This window comes from Mesorhizobium sp. BR1-1-15 (genome assembly GCF_020165475.1).
Lineage (GTDB): Bacteria > Pseudomonadota > Alphaproteobacteria > Rhizobiales > Rhizobiaceae > Mesorhizobium.
The window spans coordinates 1-17,257 of the sequence record NZ_JAIUIF010000024.1; the positions used below are offsets into that span (position 1 = coordinate 1).

At 63.9% G+C, this 17,257-nt stretch carries 14 protein-coding genes; 7 read left to right on the top strand and 7 right to left on the bottom strand.

The window, feature by feature from the left end:
* The first annotated feature begins 44 nt into the window (after positions 1-44).
* From LB541_RS26760 to LB541_RS26770, 3 genes are all read left to right on the top strand, one after another.
* Positions 45-413 (top strand): four helix bundle protein, encoded by a 369-nt coding sequence (locus tag LB541_RS26760; protein WP_140561378.1) that lies wholly within the window; start codon positions 45-47, stop codon positions 411-413.
* Between the two features lie 70 nt (positions 414-483).
* Entirely contained in the window at positions 484-1,770 is a 1,287-nt protein-coding gene (locus LB541_RS26765) for an NAD(P)/FAD-dependent oxidoreductase (RefSeq protein WP_140676717.1), read from the top strand.
* A 224-nt stretch (positions 1,771-1,994) separates the two neighbouring features.
* Positions 1,995-2,843, top strand: a complete 849-nt coding sequence (locus LB541_RS26770) for an SH3 domain-containing protein (protein ID WP_224619969.1) — start codon at positions 1,995-1,997, stop codon at positions 2,841-2,843.
* 67 nt (positions 2,844-2,910) lie between these two features.
* Here the strand turns inward: LB541_RS26770 and LB541_RS26775 are convergent, their stop codons facing one another.
* Positions 2,911-3,657, bottom strand: coding sequence for an SDR family oxidoreductase (locus tag LB541_RS26775; RefSeq protein ID WP_140501098.1), 747 nt, complete (start codon positions 3,655-3,657; stop codon positions 2,911-2,913).
* Between the two features lie 313 nt (positions 3,658-3,970).
* On the opposite strand from LB541_RS26775, the gene zwf reads away from it, so the two are divergent.
* The 3 genes from zwf to edd all read left to right on the top strand — a co-directional run bounded on the left by zwf (position 3,971) and on the right by edd (position 8,058).
* Complete coding sequence (gene zwf / locus LB541_RS26780) at positions 3,971-5,443, top strand: glucose-6-phosphate dehydrogenase (RefSeq protein ID WP_140501096.1); 1,473 nt, start codon at positions 3,971-3,973, stop codon at positions 5,441-5,443.
* A complete protein-coding gene (gene pgl, locus LB541_RS26785) occupies positions 5,425-6,141 on the top strand; it encodes a 6-phosphogluconolactonase (protein ID WP_224619970.1) in 717 nt (238 codons plus the stop codon). The genes zwf and pgl overlap by 19 nt, the downstream gene beginning before the upstream one ends.
* Positions 6,142-6,213: 72 nt before the next feature.
* Entirely contained in the window at positions 6,214-8,058 is a 1,845-nt protein-coding gene (edd, locus tag LB541_RS26790; RefSeq protein WP_140525577.1) for a phosphogluconate dehydratase, read from the top strand.
* 326 nt (positions 8,059-8,384) lie between these two features.
* On the opposite strand, the gene LB541_RS26795 is transcribed toward edd, so the two are convergent.
* The 6 genes from LB541_RS26795 to LB541_RS26825 all read right to left on the bottom strand — a co-directional run bounded on the left by LB541_RS26795 (position 8,385) and on the right by LB541_RS26825 (position 15,756).
* The gene (locus tag LB541_RS26795) at positions 8,385-8,663 is read right to left on the bottom strand and encodes a helix-turn-helix domain-containing protein (RefSeq protein ID WP_140501090.1); all 279 of its coding nucleotides are present in this window, start codon (positions 8,661-8,663) and stop codon (positions 8,385-8,387) included.
* Complete coding sequence (locus LB541_RS26800) at positions 8,632-8,907, bottom strand: BrnT family toxin (protein WP_140501088.1); 276 nt, start codon at positions 8,905-8,907, stop codon at positions 8,632-8,634. Before LB541_RS26800 ends, LB541_RS26795 begins: the two co-directional genes overlap by 32 nt.
* A gap of 327 nt (positions 8,908-9,234) precedes the next feature.
* Positions 9,235-10,914, bottom strand: a complete 1,680-nt coding sequence (locus tag LB541_RS26810; protein ID WP_140513380.1) for a vWA domain-containing protein — start codon at positions 10,912-10,914, stop codon at positions 9,235-9,237.
* An 89-nt stretch (positions 10,915-11,003) separates the two neighbouring features.
* Positions 11,004-11,966: a GlxA family transcriptional regulator gene (locus LB541_RS26815; protein ID WP_140501084.1), complete on the bottom strand. Its 963-nt coding sequence runs from the start codon at positions 11,964-11,966 to the stop codon at positions 11,004-11,006.
* 55 nt (positions 11,967-12,021) lie between these two features.
* Positions 12,022-12,921, bottom strand: a complete 900-nt coding sequence (gene folD / locus LB541_RS26820; protein ID WP_140501082.1) for a bifunctional methylenetetrahydrofolate dehydrogenase/methenyltetrahydrofolate cyclohydrolase FolD — start codon at positions 12,919-12,921, stop codon at positions 12,022-12,024.
* Positions 12,922-13,161: 240 nt separating this feature from the next.
* A complete protein-coding gene (locus LB541_RS26825; RefSeq protein ID WP_140558572.1) occupies positions 13,162-15,756 on the bottom strand; it encodes a GumC family protein in 2,595 nt (864 codons plus the stop codon).
* A gap of 199 nt (positions 15,757-15,955) precedes the next feature.
* Between LB541_RS26825 and LB541_RS26830 the strand changes: the two genes are divergently transcribed.
* Positions 15,956-17,251: a lipopolysaccharide biosynthesis protein gene (locus LB541_RS26830; RefSeq protein WP_140501079.1), complete on the top strand. Its 1,296-nt coding sequence runs from the start codon at positions 15,956-15,958 to the stop codon at positions 17,249-17,251.
* Positions 17,252-17,257: the final 6 nt, after the last annotated feature.

Genomic DNA, 17,257 nt, shown 5'->3' on the forward strand with positions numbered 1-17,257 from the left:
GAGAGGGAGTATTTGTTGCTCAATGAGTAGGGGAGTAGGGATGAATGGCCGAAAAGACAGGCTCTTACAAGGACTTGCTTGTTTGGCAGCAGGCAATGGATCTTGCTGTGGCAGTTTACAGCTCCACAAAATCATGGCCCAAGGAGGAACTTTATGGATTGACCAGCCAAGTCCGCCGTTCCGCAAGCTCGGTGCCGGCAAATATAGCTGAGGGGTATGGTAGAGAAATTCGAGGATCCTACCAACAGTTTCTTCGCATCGCCCAGGGATCATTGAAGGAGCTGGAAACTCAACTTCTGATCGCTGAGCGGACTGGCATCGCCTCGCAGGCGGCGACAGCGTCGTTGTTGGCCAGCACCGAAAGTGTGGGGAAGCTCTTGCGGCTTTTGATCCGCAAATTGTCCCCGGAATAGCCTACCCTACTCCCCTACTCCCCTACTCCCCTACTGCCCTACTGCCCTACTGCCCTACTCCGTGAGCATCATGCCCTACCAATCCCCGATCTCCCCCGGCCGTTCCTGGTACGAGGACACGGCCGGCCCGCGACCCGAGTATCCGGCGCTGGACGGTGACCGGAGCTGCGACGTCGTTATCGTTGGGGGCGGTTTCACCGGCTTGTCGGCGGCGGTGCATCTGGCCAAGGCTGGTAGCAATGTGGTCTTGATCGAGGCGTATCGCTTCGGCGACGGCGCTTCCGGGCGCAATGGCGGCCAGCTCGGCACGGGGCAGCGCGCCTGGGCCGAGGAATTGGAGGCCGAGTACGGGTTTTCCCGCGCCAAGGCACTGTTCGACCTCGCCGAGGAGGCGAAGGCGCATCTGCTCGAATTCGCCGCCGCCAACCAGATCGATATCGACTACATGCCGGGCCAGCTCTCGGTTGCGCACAAGCCGCGCTATGTCGACGACTACAAGGCGCATGCCGAGATCATGGCCAGCCGCTTCTCCTATCCGCACATTTCGTTCATGGACGCGACGGAAACTGCGCAGCGGCTGGGCTCGACAGCCTATTTCGGCGGGACGCGCGACACCGGCACCGGCCATATCCATCCGATGAAACTGGTGATCGGCACGGCGCGGGCGGCGGCACAGGCCGGCGCACGATTGTTCGAAGCGACGCCGTCGACCGGCATTGTTTCGAGCGGCGGCACGGTGAAGGTTTCGACAGCCAGGGGGACGATCACAGCGCAGAAATGCCTGATCGCGGTCAATGCCTATGGCGGCACGCTCGAACCGGTGAGTGCCGCGCACATCATGCCGATCGGCTCGTTCATCGGCGCGACCGTGCCGCTTGGAGCGGATTCGAACGTGCTGCCGGGCGGCGAGGCCGTCGATGATTCCCGCTTCGTCGTGCGCTACTTCCGCAAGTCGAGGGATGGCCGGCTGCTGTTCGGCGGACGCGAGGTCTACGGCGTCAACGACCCCAAGGACATCCATATCCATATCCGCCGCCAGATCGCGGAACTCTATCCCGCACTAAGGGACGTCGAAATCACGCATGGCTGGGGCGGCTATGTCGGCATCACGGTGCCGAGAAAGCCGTTCGTGCGGGAAGTGATGCCGAATGTGATCTCGGCCGGCGGCTATTCCGGCCACGGCGTCATGCTGTCGAACTTCTTCGGCAAGCTCTATGCCGAAACGGTAGCCGGCAACCGCGACCGGCTAAAGCTGATCGAGGATTTGAAGATTCCGCCGTTCCCGGGTGGCCGGCGCTTGCGCGCGCCGCTGCTTTTCCTGGCGCTCAACTGGTTCGCGTTGCGCGACAGGATTTAACAATTGTTGAGTAATATCATGGGGGCCGCGACATCCAAGCGTTGCAGAATCTTCAGCAATGGCGCACTGATGCCACAATCGCGGGCAAAAAGTGCAATCTCTAGGCGAATATAGACGGGGATTTTCTGCGGGCCCGCCCGCTGTTTGATTTGGGACCGGTGTGATCGACGCACGCATTGCGGTGTTTGATCGAAGAACATCGGCCCCTTATGGAGGTGGCAAGAGTGAGAGAGCCCTTCAGTTTCGGTGCTCCGGAACGTCGGCGCTTTGCCATGCAGTTCGGCTACGACATGCGCCCGTCATTCTGGCAGGAAGTTCGTTCGAACTCGCATCTGGTGATTGCCGCGGTCGGCACGGCCGCGCTGCTCGGCGTGGCCGCGGTGGCACTGTGGCTGGCATTGCCGGCGAACGAGCGGCAAGCGGTTGCCAATCCAGAGCAAGCCATTCCGGCCGTTCCGGTGAAGACGACGAAGATCGCGCCGGCGGGGATCACGGTAGCCGCGGCGGCGGTGCCGCAAGCGGCGCGAAAGTCCGACCAGGTCTCGCCGACCGTGGCTGTCTCGGAAGCCGCCATTCCGGCGCTCGCGGCGAACGATCCGCGCTGGACCGCCTCCCAATCGAAGACCGCACCGGCTGCTTCCGGCCAGTCGGCGAGCAAGGCCGGGCAGACGCCTGACAAGCCGGCGGCGGCGGCATTCGCGCAACCCGCTGCCGACACCGACGCCGCCACCGAGCTCGCCAAGGTCGCCGCACCGGCCCCGGCGGCGGGCAGCAGTCCCGATGGCGCGCAGACCGCCGCCATTCCGGCCGCGCAACCACAAGTAGCGTCGCAGCAATCTGCCGCGCAGGATGACGACAGCAAGGCCGAACCGCGCAAAGCGGCCGCGGCTGGCACCGGGCGCATCCTCAGGGCCGTGACTATGCGTAGCGGCCCGAAGAAGAATGCGGCCGCCATCGTCACGGTGCCCGCCAAGACCTCGGTGCAAGTGATGAGCTGCAAGCGTTGGTGCCAGATCGTCTACAACGGCAAGACAGGCTGGGTCTACAAAACCTACATCAAGACCGGCGCCTGACGCACCAGCGCCACGATCAAGGCAGGCACGGCCGAGCCGATCTTTGGCGCAGTGATGACGGTGTGCGTCAGATGCAGCGCCCGCCGTCGACCTCCAGTGCAACCCCAGTAATGAAGGCGGCCTCGTCGGATGCCAGCCACAGTGCCGCATTGGCGATGTCGAGCGGGGTCGAAAGCCGGCCGAGCGGGATCGAGGCGCGGAATTTCTCGCGGATTTCGGGTGTATCGGCGCCCATGAATTTTTCCAGCATGCCGGTCTCACCGGCCACCGGACACAGGCAGTTGACGCGGATGTTCTTCGGCGCGAGTTCCACCGCCATCGACTTGGTGGCGGTGATCGCCCAGCCCTTGGAGGCGTTGTACCAGGTGAGGCCGGGCCGAGGGCGCAGGCCAGCGGTGGAGGCCGTGGTCAGGATGACGCCCCCGCCTTGCCGCTCCATGATCGGCACGACGGCAAGGGCAGCATGATAGATGGCCTTCATGTTGACCGATGTGATCAGGTCGAACGTCGCCTCGTCGACTTCGAGCATGTCGCCATTGCGATGGGTGAACCCGGCGTTGTTGACCATGATGTCGATACGCCCGAAGGCGCTTTTGGCGGCATGGACCATCTCGTCGAATTCGGAGCGCTGCGAAACGTCGGTCTGGGTCCAGATCGCCGCCTCGCCGATCTCGCCGGCTACGCGTTCGGCGCCCTTGGCATTGAGGTCGGCCACGACGATCCTGGCGCCCTCCTCGGCGAAGCGACGGGCAATGCCCTCGCCGAAACCCGAAGCGGCCCCGGTGACGATGGCGACCTTGTCCTTCAGACGCATGTTTTTCCGCTCCCTGGGTTCATCGCGTGGCTTTTACCGTGGGCTGCCGGCGTCATGGCCTGTGCCACGACAGGCAAAGCGCTGATTCTCCCTTAGCTTTCGTCACATTCACGTCCTATGCTGCAACTGCGAAGGCTTGGCGGAGTTGTCGTTTGCCGACAAGCCTTTGCTTGGTGCCAGTGTCAAGCGCACATCTGGACCGATGCAAATATGTAGCGATCGGTCGTCGATGTGACACCATGGCACTGGAAAATTTAAATCGATTAGAATATATCAGCCGCGTACTCGCGACCGGCGTCAAAGCGGATAGACCATGACCAGCCAGATCATCCCCGTCGACCCTTTCGACTTCATCATTTTCGGTGGCACCGGCGACCTGTCGGAACGCAAACTTCTGCCGTCGCTCTACTATCGCCAGCGCGACCATCAATTTTCCGAGCCAACCCGCATCATCGGCACGTCGCGTTCGAAGATGAGTGATGACGAATTTCGGGCTTTCGCCAAGCAGGCTATTTCCGACCACGTCAAGGCGGCCGATATCGATCCCAAGGAGCTCAAAACCTTCCTGGCGCGGCTTTCCTATGTCCCGGCCGATGCCACGAGCGGCGCGGGGTTCGACAGGCTGAAGAAGGCGATCGGCGACAGCGACTGCATCCGCGCCTTCTATCTGGCGGTGGCGCCGGCGCTGTTCGGCGACATCTCGCACAAGCTGAAAGAACACGATCTGATCACGCCGAATTCGCGCATCGTGCTGGAGAAACCGATCGGCCGCGACCTCGCTTCGGCGCAAACGCTCAACGATCTGGTCGGCGACGATTTCCACGAAAGCCAGATCTTCCGCATCGACCATTATCTCGGCAAGGAAACGGTGCAGAACCTGATGGCGCTGCGTTTTGCCAATGCGCTCTACGAGCCGCTGTGGAATTCCGCCCATATCGACCACGTGCAGATCACCGTCGCCGAGACCGTCGGCCTGGAAGATCGTGTCACCTATTACGACAAGGCCGGCGCGCTGCGCGACATGGTGCAGAACCATATGCTGCAACTGCTCTGCCTGGTGGCCATGGAAGCGCCATCGTCGATGGACGCCGACGCCGTGCGTGACGAGAAGCTGAAGGTGCTGCGCGCGCTCAAGCGCATCAACGGCAACGAGGCGCCGAAGCACACGGTGCGTGGACAATACCGCGCCGGCGCTTCCGCAGGCGGGCCGGTGAAAGGCTATGTCGAGGAGCTCGGCAAGGACAGCAACACCGAAACCTTCGTCGCGATCAAGGCCGAGATCGGCAACTGGCGCTGGGCAGGCGTTCCGTTCTACCTCAGGACCGGCAAGCGGCTGGCAACCCGGGTCTCGGAGATCGTCATCGAGTTCAAGCCGATCCCGCATTCGATCTTCGGCGGCGACAGCGCCGGGCCGATCTTCGCCAACCAGCTGGTCATCCGGCTGCAGCCCGACGAAGGCGTCAAACAATTCATCATGATCAAGGACCCGGGTCCGGGCGGCATGCGGCTGCGGCAGATTTCGCTCGACATGAGCTTCGCGCAGTCCTTCGACGGCCGCGCGCCGGACGCTTATGAACGGCTGATCATGGATGTCGTGCGCGGCAACCAGACGCTGTTCATGCGCCGCGACGAGGTCGAGGCCGCGTGGAGGTGGATCGACCCGATCCAGAACGCCTGGGAAAGCGCCAGGCAGGAGGCGCAGGGCTATACGGCGGGCACCTGGGGACCTTCGGCCTCGATAGCGCTGATCGAACGTGACGGGCGGACATGGCACGAGAGCAATTGAACAGCGCCAGCTACAACTGGAATGGCTTTTCCGACCGCGCGGAACTGGCGGCTGCGCTGGCCGGCCGCGTCGCCGACCGGCTGGCAAAGGCAATCGCGGCGCGCGGCACGGCGTTACTGGCCGTTTCCGGCGGCACGACGCCGGCAAAATTCTTTGCTGCCCTGTCGGGAATACTGATCGCCTGGGACAAGGTAACGGTGACGCTGATCGACGAGCGCTTCGTGCCGGCCTCCTCGCCGCGTTCCAATGCCGGACTGGTGGCCGCCAATCTGTTGCAGAACGCGGCTGCGGCGGCACGGTTCGTGCCGCTCTATCACGAAGCCGTCAGCATCGAGGATGCCGCGGCATCGGACAATGCGGCGCTCCAGTCCCTGCCCTGGCCGCTCGACGTCGCCGTGCTCGGCATGGGACCTGACGGCCATACCGCCTCATTCTTTCCCGACGCCGACGATCTGGCGAAATTGCTCGACCCGTCCTCGCACAGGATCGTGCTGCCGGTTCATGCGGCAAGCGCCGGCGAGCCGCGGCTGACCCTGTCGCTGGCGCGCATCGTCGATGCCGGCTTCCTGGCGCTGCACATAGAGGGCGAGGACAAACGCACCGCCTTCGACGGCGCGGTGGCACCCGGTCCGCGAAAGCCGATCCGCGCCGTGCTCGACGCCGCCCCCAGGCCTGTAGAGGTTTTCTGGGCACCCTAACTCTAGACTTATCTGGTCCCGGCAAACGGCGGGAGGATGTTTCCGGGACCTCGCTTGAAAGGACCGAACGCCATGACCGCAAGACGCGATATCGAAGCCATCACGGAGCGCATCCGCCAACGCTCCAAGCCGGGCCGCGAGCGCTATCTCGGCCGCATCGCCAGCGCATCGAACCAGACCGCCAACCGGGCGGTGCTGTCCTGCGGCAATCTTGCCCATGGCTTTGCCGTGTGCAGCCCCTCGGAGAAAGTGGCGCTGGGTGCCGACAAGGTGCCGAACCTCGGTATCATCACCTCCTACAACGACATGCTGTCGGCGCATCAGCCCTTCGAGACATTCCCGGCGCTGATCAAGGAAGCGGCGCGGGAGGCCGGCGGCATCGCCCAGGTTGCCGGCGGCGTGCCGGCGATGTGCGACGGTGTCACCCAGGGGCAGCCGGGCATGGAGCTTTCGCTGTTCTCGCGCGATGTCATCGCCATGGCGGCCGCGATCGGCCTGTCGCACAATATGTTCGACGCCGCCGTTTATCTGGGCGTCTGCGACAAGATCGTGCCCGGGCTGGTGATCGCGGCACTGACCTTCGGCCATCTGCCGGCGGTGTTCATTCCGGCCGGGCCGATGACGACAGGCCTGCCCAACGATGAAAAGGCCAGGGTTCGCCAGCTCTATGCCGAGGGCAAGGCAGGCCGCGCCGAACTGCTGGAGGCCGAGTCCAAATCCTACCATGGACCGGGGACATGCACCTTCTATGGCACGGCCAACTCCAACCAGATGTTGATGGAGATCATGGGCCTGCACACGCCAGGCGCTTCCTTCGTCAATCCGGGCACGCCGCTGCGAGATGCCTTGACCCGCGAGGCGACCAAGCGGGCGCTGGCGATCACCGCGCTTGGCAACGCCTATACGCCGGTCGGGCGGATGATCGACGAGCGTTCCATCGTCAACGGCGTGGTTGGCCTGCACGCGACCGGCGGCTCGACCAACCATACCATTCATCTGATCGCCATGGCCGCAGCCGCTGGGATCGCGCTGACCTGGCAGGATATTTCCGACCTCTCGGAAGCGGTGCCGCTCCTGGCGCGCGTCTATCCCAACGGGCTTGCGGATGTGAACCATTTCCATGCCGCCGGCGGGCTCGGCTTCCTCATTCGCGAGCTGCTCGACGAAGGCGTGCTGCATGAAGATGTGCAGACGGTATGGGGCGAAGGCCTGCGGCCCTACGCAGTCGAGGCAAAGCTCGGTGCCGACGGCAGCGTCGTGCGCGAAGCCGCCCCGCGCGCGAGTGGCGACGCGAAGGTCCTGGCGCCGTTCAAGAAAGCCTTTCAGCCGACGGGCGGCCTCAAAGTGCTGGCCGGCAATCTCGGCCATGCCGTCATCAAGACGTCCGCGGTGAAGCCGGAACGGCGCCTCATCGAAGCGCCGGCCAAAGTGTTCGACAGCCAGCAAGGGCTGAACGAAGCCTTCAAGGCCGGCACGCTCACCGGCGACTTCATCGCCGTCATCCGCTTCCAGGGGCCGAAGGCCAACGGCATGCCGGAACTGCACAAGCTGACCACCGTGCTCGGCATCCTGCAGGATCGCGGCCAGCGCGTCGCACTGGTCACGGACGGGCGCATGTCCGGCGCCTCCGGCAAGGTGCCGGCGGCGATCCATGTCACGCCGGAAGCGGTCGAGGACGGCCCGATCGCCAGGATCCACGACGGCGACATCATCCGGCTGGATGCGGATGCCGGCACGCTTGAAGTGCTGGTACCGGCAGCGGAATTCGCGCTGCGTCGGACGGCGGAAGCCGATCTCATCGGCAATGAGTTCGGCTTCGGCCGTGAGCTCTTCGCCGGGTTCCGTCAGCTGGTGGGTCGAGCCGACCATGGGGCCAGCGCGTTTGGAACCGACGCAGCGGAATTCGCACTGCAATGAAAAGGGACGGCTCCTGGCCGCCGTAGCTGAAATGTGGATTACTTGCTTGTCGCGGGGATCGTCGTCAAAGCCGGTTATTTTGTTGCGAAGATTAGGATTTCTGAGATCGGACGTGGCCGAAAGGGCAAAGCACAAGGCTTTCCGTAAATAACTCGCCCCACTGTGCTTCTCGAATGCAACTGCTCTCCGCTGGCGGCGTACGCTAGCTGTTCATGATTCCTCCGAATCACCACAAAATCTCAATTTTTCGTCAGCTCGCCATATGGGCAAATTCGCGAAGCTGCCGAAACTACGACATGCAAGCCGAAACTCCTCGGTGACGCCAGCTATGCGACGGCCTTCGCCACCATGTCCGGATGCTGACCGATCACGCGCACATAGGCGATAGCGAAATCCGGCGCGGTTGCCCGCGCCTGCTCCCAATCGCGTAGCGTGCCGACCGGAACCCGGAAGCGGCTGGCGAACTCGGACTGCGACAGGCCAAGCCCGGTCCTCGTCTTGCGGATCAGGCGGGCGCGCTGGCCCCGGTCCATCGCCCCAGCCGTCACGTCGAAGTCATCGGCGTCAGCCGGGTCAGCAGGTAGCGAGATATGCTCGTTCTTCACCCTTGTTGCTCCTTCTCACTGAGATGAAGCGGGGCTGTTCACCCCGCCAGACGAAGACGCCGGTGAACAGCTTCTCCCCGACGATGCCGACCACCTTGAACCGTTCCTCGCCGTCGATCTCTCGGATGGAGGGGATAATGAGATGGTTGTCGTCCTCAAAAATCCGATCGCCAAAGGCCAGCGGTAATTTGTGCTTTTCGCGATTCGCCGCATCCTTGGCAGAGTCGAACCTGTCCTGCGTCATGGGCTACAATCATACGGGATTTCCGTATAGATCGCAAATCCCTTTTCACTCGTGAAATGTCGAGGGTTTTAGGAGCGCGACAAACCCACAGAGGAAAGGCGCTTAAACCGCTCGGTATGGTAACTGGAGCCGCTGGGTAAACCTTCGCTCGGCCGGCTAAAGCGCCGGCGATTTCGGGCAGCACATTCATCGCATCTCGGCCATGGTCGAGCTTTCAGCACGGCCGGAATGTCGTAGGTGTCGTTGATTGACTTGACGGTTCGCCAATCGAGACCGGCCTGGTAGGCCGGCTCGTGGGCCGCCCCTTCTGTTGCTGACAACCAAACCCTACTGAACCGTGATCTCGGCCCGTTCGCCAGCCTTGACTGTCACCGGCATCTCCTTGTCATGACCCTCATCCGACATATGCCGGACGACGACATAATCGCCGGCCGGGATCGTCTGCTGCCAGTTGTCGCCGTAGTTGAAGCCGAGCGATTTGCGCTTGCCATCGATGTCCTTTTTCGACGAAAACACCTCAATCGAATAAGCGCCGGGCGCCGATATTGCGAGCACGCCCGCATCGAGCACGACCTTCACGTCCTGGCTGTCGCCGGGCTTGATGCTGAAAGGCTGCTCGACGACGGCGAGATCGAGCGTTGTCACCGCCACATAGTCGTCGGGCGGCAGCCAGAACTTGCTGTCGGCCCCATAGGAGTGCTCGACGCTGTCGCGGCTGCCGTCGATCTTCTTCTTCGCCTTGACGATCTCAAAGCCGATGGCCGAATTGTCGGCCTTCTCGCCGCCAGACGTATAGTAGGCATTGAGCATGGCCTGGCCGACGCCGACCACGACGTCCTTTTCTACGGTCTGCCCGGCGGCGAGCTGGATTGTTTCCGTCACCGTGCCGGCACCGATCTGCACCGTCACCTTCTGTTCGCCCGCCGGCACGATGGCCTGGGTGTCGCCGTAATGGGTGGTGCTGCCACCGGGATAGGCGAAATCGACGCGGGCTTCGCTGCTGATCTCGGCACCCTGGCTGGCATGCGGGTGAATGATCAATGTGCCGGCGTTCAGGATAAAGAGCGGTTTTTGGACCTGGCCGGCCTCGATCTTGACCTTCTGCTCGACCTTGGCTTCGTCGTCGCGCGCGACGACGATATAGTCGCCGGGATCGAGTTTGCCGCTATAGCTGCCATATTCGGTGGTGACGGACTCGCCGCGCGAGCCGTCGGGGTTGGCTTTGTAAATCTCCCAGGCATTGCCGTCGGTGATCGGCTCGCCGCCTTCGGCCATCACCACGGTCGGCTGGAAATTGAAAGCAGGCCTTGCAGGCTCCGGCGCAGGCGCTGGCGCTGGCGCCGGTTCGGTTGCCGGCGCCGGCGCGGGGGGCGGTGACGGCGCCGGTGCGGCGACGGTTTCGACCAAAGCTTGCCGCAGCGCCTTCTCGTCGGACGCCTGGATGTACTTGCCGCCGGTGTTGTCGGCGAGGCAAGCGATCTGCTTGCCTTCGTCGGCCGTAAGGCCAAAGCCGACAACGTCGGCTGTGAAATCGACGCCGGACGATTCGAGTTCCTTGCCAAGCGCGCAAGGATCGCCGCCACAGGTCTCGAGCCCGTCGGTGATGAGAATGACGGTCGCCTTGTCCTCGGTGTATTTCAGCGCTTCGGCCGCCTGCTTGACGGCTGATGTCAGCGGCGTCTTGCCGAGGAATTTCATGCTGTCGGCCGCGGCCGAAATCGCGCTCGCCGAGCCGGCCTGCGGCGGTACGATCAGCTGGATATCCTCGCAACTGCCTTTCTTGCGATGGCCATAGGCCATGAAACCGAGTTCATCGTCGGCGGGAACCGATTGCAGCACGCTTCTCAGCGACTCACGGGCGATTTCCAGCTTGGGCCTGCCGTCGATCTGCGCCCACATCGACCCTGAAGCGTCGAGGATGATGATGAGCTTGTTCGCGGCAAAGCCGAATGTCGTCATCGACAAAAGGAGAAACGCCGCAGCGACGCTCCGTGCAAGTCCCGCCATCAAAATCTCCTGAGTAGCCGCCCCGTCCGCCGGCTGAAGCTATTTGAGCCCACCCTGGGACACAAGCCCGGACGCGGCTTGTCCGCGGCTTAGTAGGTGGTGCGGCGCTCTTCGGAAGGCGGGCGGCCAAACTGCAGCCGGTAGCTCTGGGCAAAATAGGAATGCGAGGTGAAGCCGGTGGCGATCGCCACATCGAGGATCGGCATGTTGGTCTGGCGCAACAATTCGCGCGCCCGCTCCAACCGCAGCCGCATGTAGTAGCGGCCGGGCGTGACGTTGAGGTGGCGCAGGAACAAACGCTCCACCTGACGCACCGAAAGGCCGGCCGATTTGGCGAGCTGCACCGCCGAGAGCGGCTCGTCGAGATGGTCGGCCATCAGCTCGACGATGCGCCTGAGCTTCTCCGACTTGCCGGTGAGATCGCGCTCCGGCCCGACGCGCTGGCGGTCGCCGGCCGAGCGGATGCGCTCGTGCTGGAACTGGTTGGCGACGCCATTGGCGAGGTTCGAGCCGAAGTCGCCGCGCACGATCTCCAGCATCAGGTCGATCGAGGTGGTGCCGCCGGCGCAGGTGTAGCGCTTGCGGTCGATCTCGAAGACGTTGCCAGTGCAGTTGATGTCGGGAAAGCGCTCGACGAAGCCGGCGCGGTTCTCCCAATGGATGGTGCAGCGATAGCCGTCGAGCTGGCCGGCCTCGGCCAGCAAATAGGATCCGACCGACAGCGCGCCGAGCGCATTGCCGCGCCGGCCCCAGCTGCGCAGCGCCGCCAGAACCTTGCTCTTGCCGGGAAACTCCGTGGTCAGCCCGACCGAGACGAAGAGGATGTCGACCGGCGGAAGGTCGGCAACCGCATAGTCGATCTTGAGCGGCAAGCCGTTGGACGCCATCACCGGATCGCCATCGGCCGATACCGTCGTCCAGCCGTAGAAATCGCGGCCGAGCAGCCGGTTCGCCGAACGGAACGTGTCGATCGCGGCGGCCAGCGAGAACATGGAGAACTTGTCGACCAGCAGGAATGCGAATTGCCGGCCGCCTTGAACGGGATCATTCATGACCGGCCGTTCCAAGGGAATAGTTGGGTTCGGCAAAGCTGCTGCTTTCTGGTGGTCAGAAGGAGGGCCGTTTCAACCCGGCCGCAAGGTAGGCGGAGGCTAACGTATTGGCCATCAGCATGGCAATGGTCATCGGCCCGACGCCGCCGGGCACGGGCGTGATGGCGCCGGCGGCCTTCGCCGCTTCGGCATAGGCGACGTCGCCGACGAGGCGGGATTTGCCCTCCCCCTTCTCCGGGGCCGGGATGCGATTGATGCCGACGTCGATGACGGTTGCGCCGGGCTTCACCCAATCGCCCCTGATCATCTCCGGCCGGCCAACGGCGGCGACGAGAATGTCGGCGGTGCGGGCCAGCCCCGGCAGATCCTTCGTGCGGCTGTGCGCGATGGTGACGGTGCAATTGGCGGCGAGCAGGAGATTGGCCATCGGCTTGCCGACGATGTTGGAACGGCCGACGACGACGGCATTGAGGCCCGACAGATCCTTGCCGCGCACGCGCTCGATCAGGAGCATCGAGCCGGCGGGCGTGCAGGGAACGAAAGCGGTGTCGAGTTCGCCGGTGCCGAGCTTGCCGACATTGATGAAATGGAAGCCGTCGACATCCTTCTGCGGCGCGATCGCCTGGATGACCTTGCCGGCGTCGATGTGGGCGGGAAGCGGAAGCTGCACCAGGATGCCGTTGATGGCGGGATCGGCGTTGAGGTCGGCGATGATCTTGAGCAGCGCCTCCTGGGAGGTGTCCGCCGGCAGCGTGTGCTGGACCGAATGAAAGCCGCATTCCTTGGCGGTGCGGGATTTGGAGGCGACGTAGACCTGGCTCGCCGGATCCTCGCCGACGATAACCACGGCGAGGCCGGGCTGGATCTTGCCCTTGGCGACAAGCTCCGCGGTCAAGGTCTTCACCGTCCGCACCACGTCTTCGGCAACGCTTTTGCCGTCAATCACTTCGGCCATATGAATCACCCCTCGATACGTTCCGCCAAACCGGCCGCGTCTGAAAATGCGGCGCTTTGGATCCTTTTCTCAATCGTGTGCCGAAGCCTGCATGACCCGGCCAGCCGGGCTGCGTCTCCGGCAAGACACCGCGCGGCATTTTGACGAAAATTCGAACACGCAATCCCGTCAAAGCGCCGTCCGATGCCGTTTACGCGAAACCGGCCCGCTTTTGTTCGACACAGGAGACTATCTTGTGGCTCAGAAATAGCGGCGGCCGGCGCGGCTCTCGGTAAGCTCGCGAACAGCCTCGCGAAATTCGCGCAGGCTGGCGCGAATTTCCTCGATCGACGCCTGCTCGGCGCCCTTCTCGGCGGCGGCGGGCTGCTCCAGCGGCGCGGCGGGATAGGCCGACGGCTGAGCCGGAGCGGGTGCGGCCGGGTAGGGCATGGGCGCGCCATAGGGCGCCGCGGCCTGGGGATGGCCTGCCGCCGACCGCGTCTGCCAAGGCTGCATGTGCGGATAGACCAAGGGCTGCGCATAGGGATGGGACGAGGCCGGATACATCGCCTGCTGCGGCACCAGGGGCGACCGCAATGGCGGTCCCATGGGCCGCGTATAGCCGGCGTCCGCGTCTGGCTGAAAAGATGGCCGCGGATAGTCTGGAGCTGGCGGGCGATGTCCAAAGGCGGAATCCGGAGCCGGATAGTCGGGAAATGCCGGAGTGCTCGCCGGCCGGCCCTCTTCGGCGACAGCGGCCGATGCAGATGCACCGGGAAACGCATCGTCCTGCGCCTCGGTGCCGGGCTTGCGGGACACGGCTTTGCGCAGCCTCGACATCAGCAAGCCGATCCGGCTTGGACCCTCGGTGGCAGCGGCTCCGGGCTGCGCGGCAAGCGGCGGCACTGATGCTGGTGGCGGCGGCGGTGATTGCGGCGGCGATGCTTGCGGTATCGGCGGCGCCGGCGGAGGCGGCGCCCGGAATGCCTGGTCATCGAGCGGCGCCCGGCGTTCGTCCATCTTGCGGTCACGGCGGGATCGTGACCCGGCGGTCTCACGCAGGCTTTCATAGGCGCCGCGCATGGCGCCGAGACCGACGCCGGAGGCAAAGCCCAGCAGCAGGCCGGCAAGCGCCACCACGGCGCGCGACGGCCCGTTCGGCTCCAGCGGAATGGAGGCGGGCGAGATGACGCTCATATTGGCGGTGTTGATATTCTTCTGCTCGCCGGTCTCCTTGGCGCGCAGGAGATATTGCTCATAGACCGAGCGCTTGGCCGAGGCCTCGCGTTCCAGTTCGCGCATCGAGACAAGGTCGCTGTTGACGTCGCCGCTGCGCACCTTCATCTGCGCCAGGCGGGAAGCAAGGTCCTGTTCGAGCTGGACCGAGCGTTTCAGGTCAACCTGCAGCGACGACGCGATGCGGCTGAGTTCGGCGACGATGCGTTCGCGCGCGCCGGTGAGCTGGGCCTCGAGCGCCTGGCGCTCGGGATGGCGCGGTCCGAGCCGGACCGCTGCCCGATCAGCCTCCTGTTTGAGCGTTGCGTATTGCGAGCGCAGATCGCTCATGGAGTTGGAGTTGATCTCTTCAGGCAAGGTGCCGCTGAGCACCGAATTCACGTTGACCTGACGTGCCGAGGCCGCGCGGGCGTTCAGCTCCAGCGTGCGGGCGCGGGCGACGGAAAGCTGCTCGTTGAGCTTGAGCATCTGGTCGTCGCTGATCAGATGGCCCTGCGCGTCGACAAGATCATGGGTGGCCCTGAAATCCTCGACCTTGCGCTCGGCGGCTTCGACGCCCTTGCGCATCTCGTCGAGTTTCGCCGTCAGTTCGTTGTTGGCCCGGCCGGCAGTGTCGGACTGGATTTCACCCGAAGTCTGCAGGAAAACCTTCGTCATCGTTTCCGCGATGAGCGCCGATTTCTGGGCGTCCTGCGTGGTGACGCCGATGGTGATCACGGAGGTCTTGCCGCCGCGCTCGACCGAAACGCTCTCGGCCAGGTTGACGATGGCAAGGGAAAGGCGGCGGGATTGGTCGACACCGCCCGGTCCGTCCTGGCGCAACAGGATCGAGCGGATCAGCGACATGACGCCCAGGCCGCCATTGCCTTGGCCGTTGAACTCGGGGTCGTCGACCAGGTCGAGCTCCTGGACAACCTTGTTCAACACGGTGCCGGAGGTCAGCAACTTGATCTGGTTCTCGACGTTGACGAGCGCCGCGTCGGGCATGACCACCGCCTGGGTGAGATCGCGATCCGTAAGCTTCAGGTCGCGCGGGTCGACGATCAGTTCGGTGGTGGACTCGTATTTCTTCGGCGTCGACAGGGCAATCGCAACGCCGAGCGCCGCGCCCAGTACCGTCGTGGTGATGATCAGCGCTTTGGACCTGGCGACGCCGCGAACCACCTGCATCGGATCGATCAGGGGCTTCCATTGCTGGCTGTCGGCATCCTCGCCAGGAGATGTTCCCGCTTCGCTCGCGCTCAGCGGTTCGGATGTGCTGCGCGGGGAATCAACGCTCGAGGCGATCTCAGGAACCGTCTCTTCATACGGCATCGCCGAGTCCGAACCGCCGATACCGGCCCCATCGTGCGAACGCGAAATGCCGGCGGACGCCGGAGCCGGCTCGCCGCCCGGCTGCAAGCGTTGCGTTGCGGTGGATGCGGAAGGCGCCGGATTCATCTTCGCCTCGCGCTGCGAACGCGCCAGGCGATGACGTGTGGCGGCATCCTCGCGCCATGACGGATTTGCCCGATCCCCTAGCGAGACCAGCGATGCCTCGTCCTCACCGCGCACGGCTTGGCCAAGCGCCAGCAAGGATCGCTCGCGCCTCCAGTCCTCACGATTTTCCCTGTCGCCCATTGTCGCGGAGCTTACTTTCAGCCGCCAGACAGCGGCAGTCGGCCATTTGTTAAGCCACGCTAAACAAGCATAGAAAACAAAAGGTTAATTTTAGGCGGCCGAAAGCATTGCTTGATGCCGGCTGCTTGGAATTTCAGCAGATGCAGGAAGATTTCAGAAGGGCACGTTAAACTTTGCCGCCTATGCCTTTCCCTGACCTATGACTGAGGCCAGCGACATACCGCAGAGGCGGCCCCTCGCCCGGATCGGCACCTTCGTGGCCGAAAGACGGGGGATGGTTCGCGACTATTTTTCAGCGATCAGCGGCGCCGGCGGGCGGCTGGTGTTTTCACTCGCCTACTTCATCGCCTTGGCCAATACGCTTTCCATCGCCGAGTTCGGCATGTTCGCCACCGCCTCGGCCGCCGGAGTGATGCTGTCGCGGCTTCTGGCCTTCGGCTTCATCTCGGCACTCTACCGCACCGCCACCATCCGCCCCAACCTGATTGGCACCTTCACCGCAGGCTTCCTGCTGCTGGGCATCGTCTCGTTGCCGCTGCTCGCCGCGGCCTCCTACATCGTCTACCTGATCTTCTTTGCCAGCACCGTGCCGCTGCCGGTGTTCGCGGCAATCGTCTTTGCCGAGGCGCTTCTGTGGCGGCCGGTGGAGGTGGCGCTGATCGTCAACAACGGTCTCGGCAAATTCGGCCGTGCCGCCGTGCTGGCGATCCTGGCGACGGCGTTGCGGGCAGCCGGCGCGGTGCTCTTCATGTTCTGGGCGCAACACAGCGTCTGGGTGTGGTCCTGGTTCTATATCGGCGCGAACGCGGCCTCGCTGCTGGTCGCGTTCGGCCTCTTCTATCCGCGCCAGCGGCTGCGGCTGCGCGGCGAGCTCTATCTCAGGCGGCTCGCCGATTCGATCTACGTCGCCGGCGCCGAGGTGTTGTTCTACCTGCAGATGGAGTTCGACAAGCTTCTGGTGCTGGCGATCGGCGGGCCGCACCTGGCCGGCATCTATGCCATCATCATGCGGCTGGTCGACCTGACGGCGATCCCGATCCGCACCTTCTCCATGATGCTGGTGCAGCGCATGATGCGCGCCCCGGAGCTCTTGTCACGGCTGGCGGTCAAGAGCGGCATCGAAGGCGGCGTATTCGCGGTCTCGACGCTGGCGCTGCTGGCGCTTGCCGTGGTGCTGCATTTCTTCCCCGGGGCGCTCGGCAAGAACGTCTCGGAGGCCGCTCCCCTGGTGGCGCTTGCGATCGGCGTTCCGGGACTGCGCAATCTGGTCGAATACCAGGCGGAACTTCTGTTCGCGCGCGGCCAGACGCTGGTGCGGGCGCTCAATCTCGGCCTGCTCGCCGCTCTCAAGGCGCTGCTGCTGACCTATGTGCTGACAACCATTGCCGACACATCGAAGCTGGTGCTGTCGCTCAACGTCGTCTTCCTGCTGCTCTATCTCGCGTCGATGCTGCTGACCTATTCGGCGCTGCGCAAGCCGGCGAAGGCGATCTGATCCTTC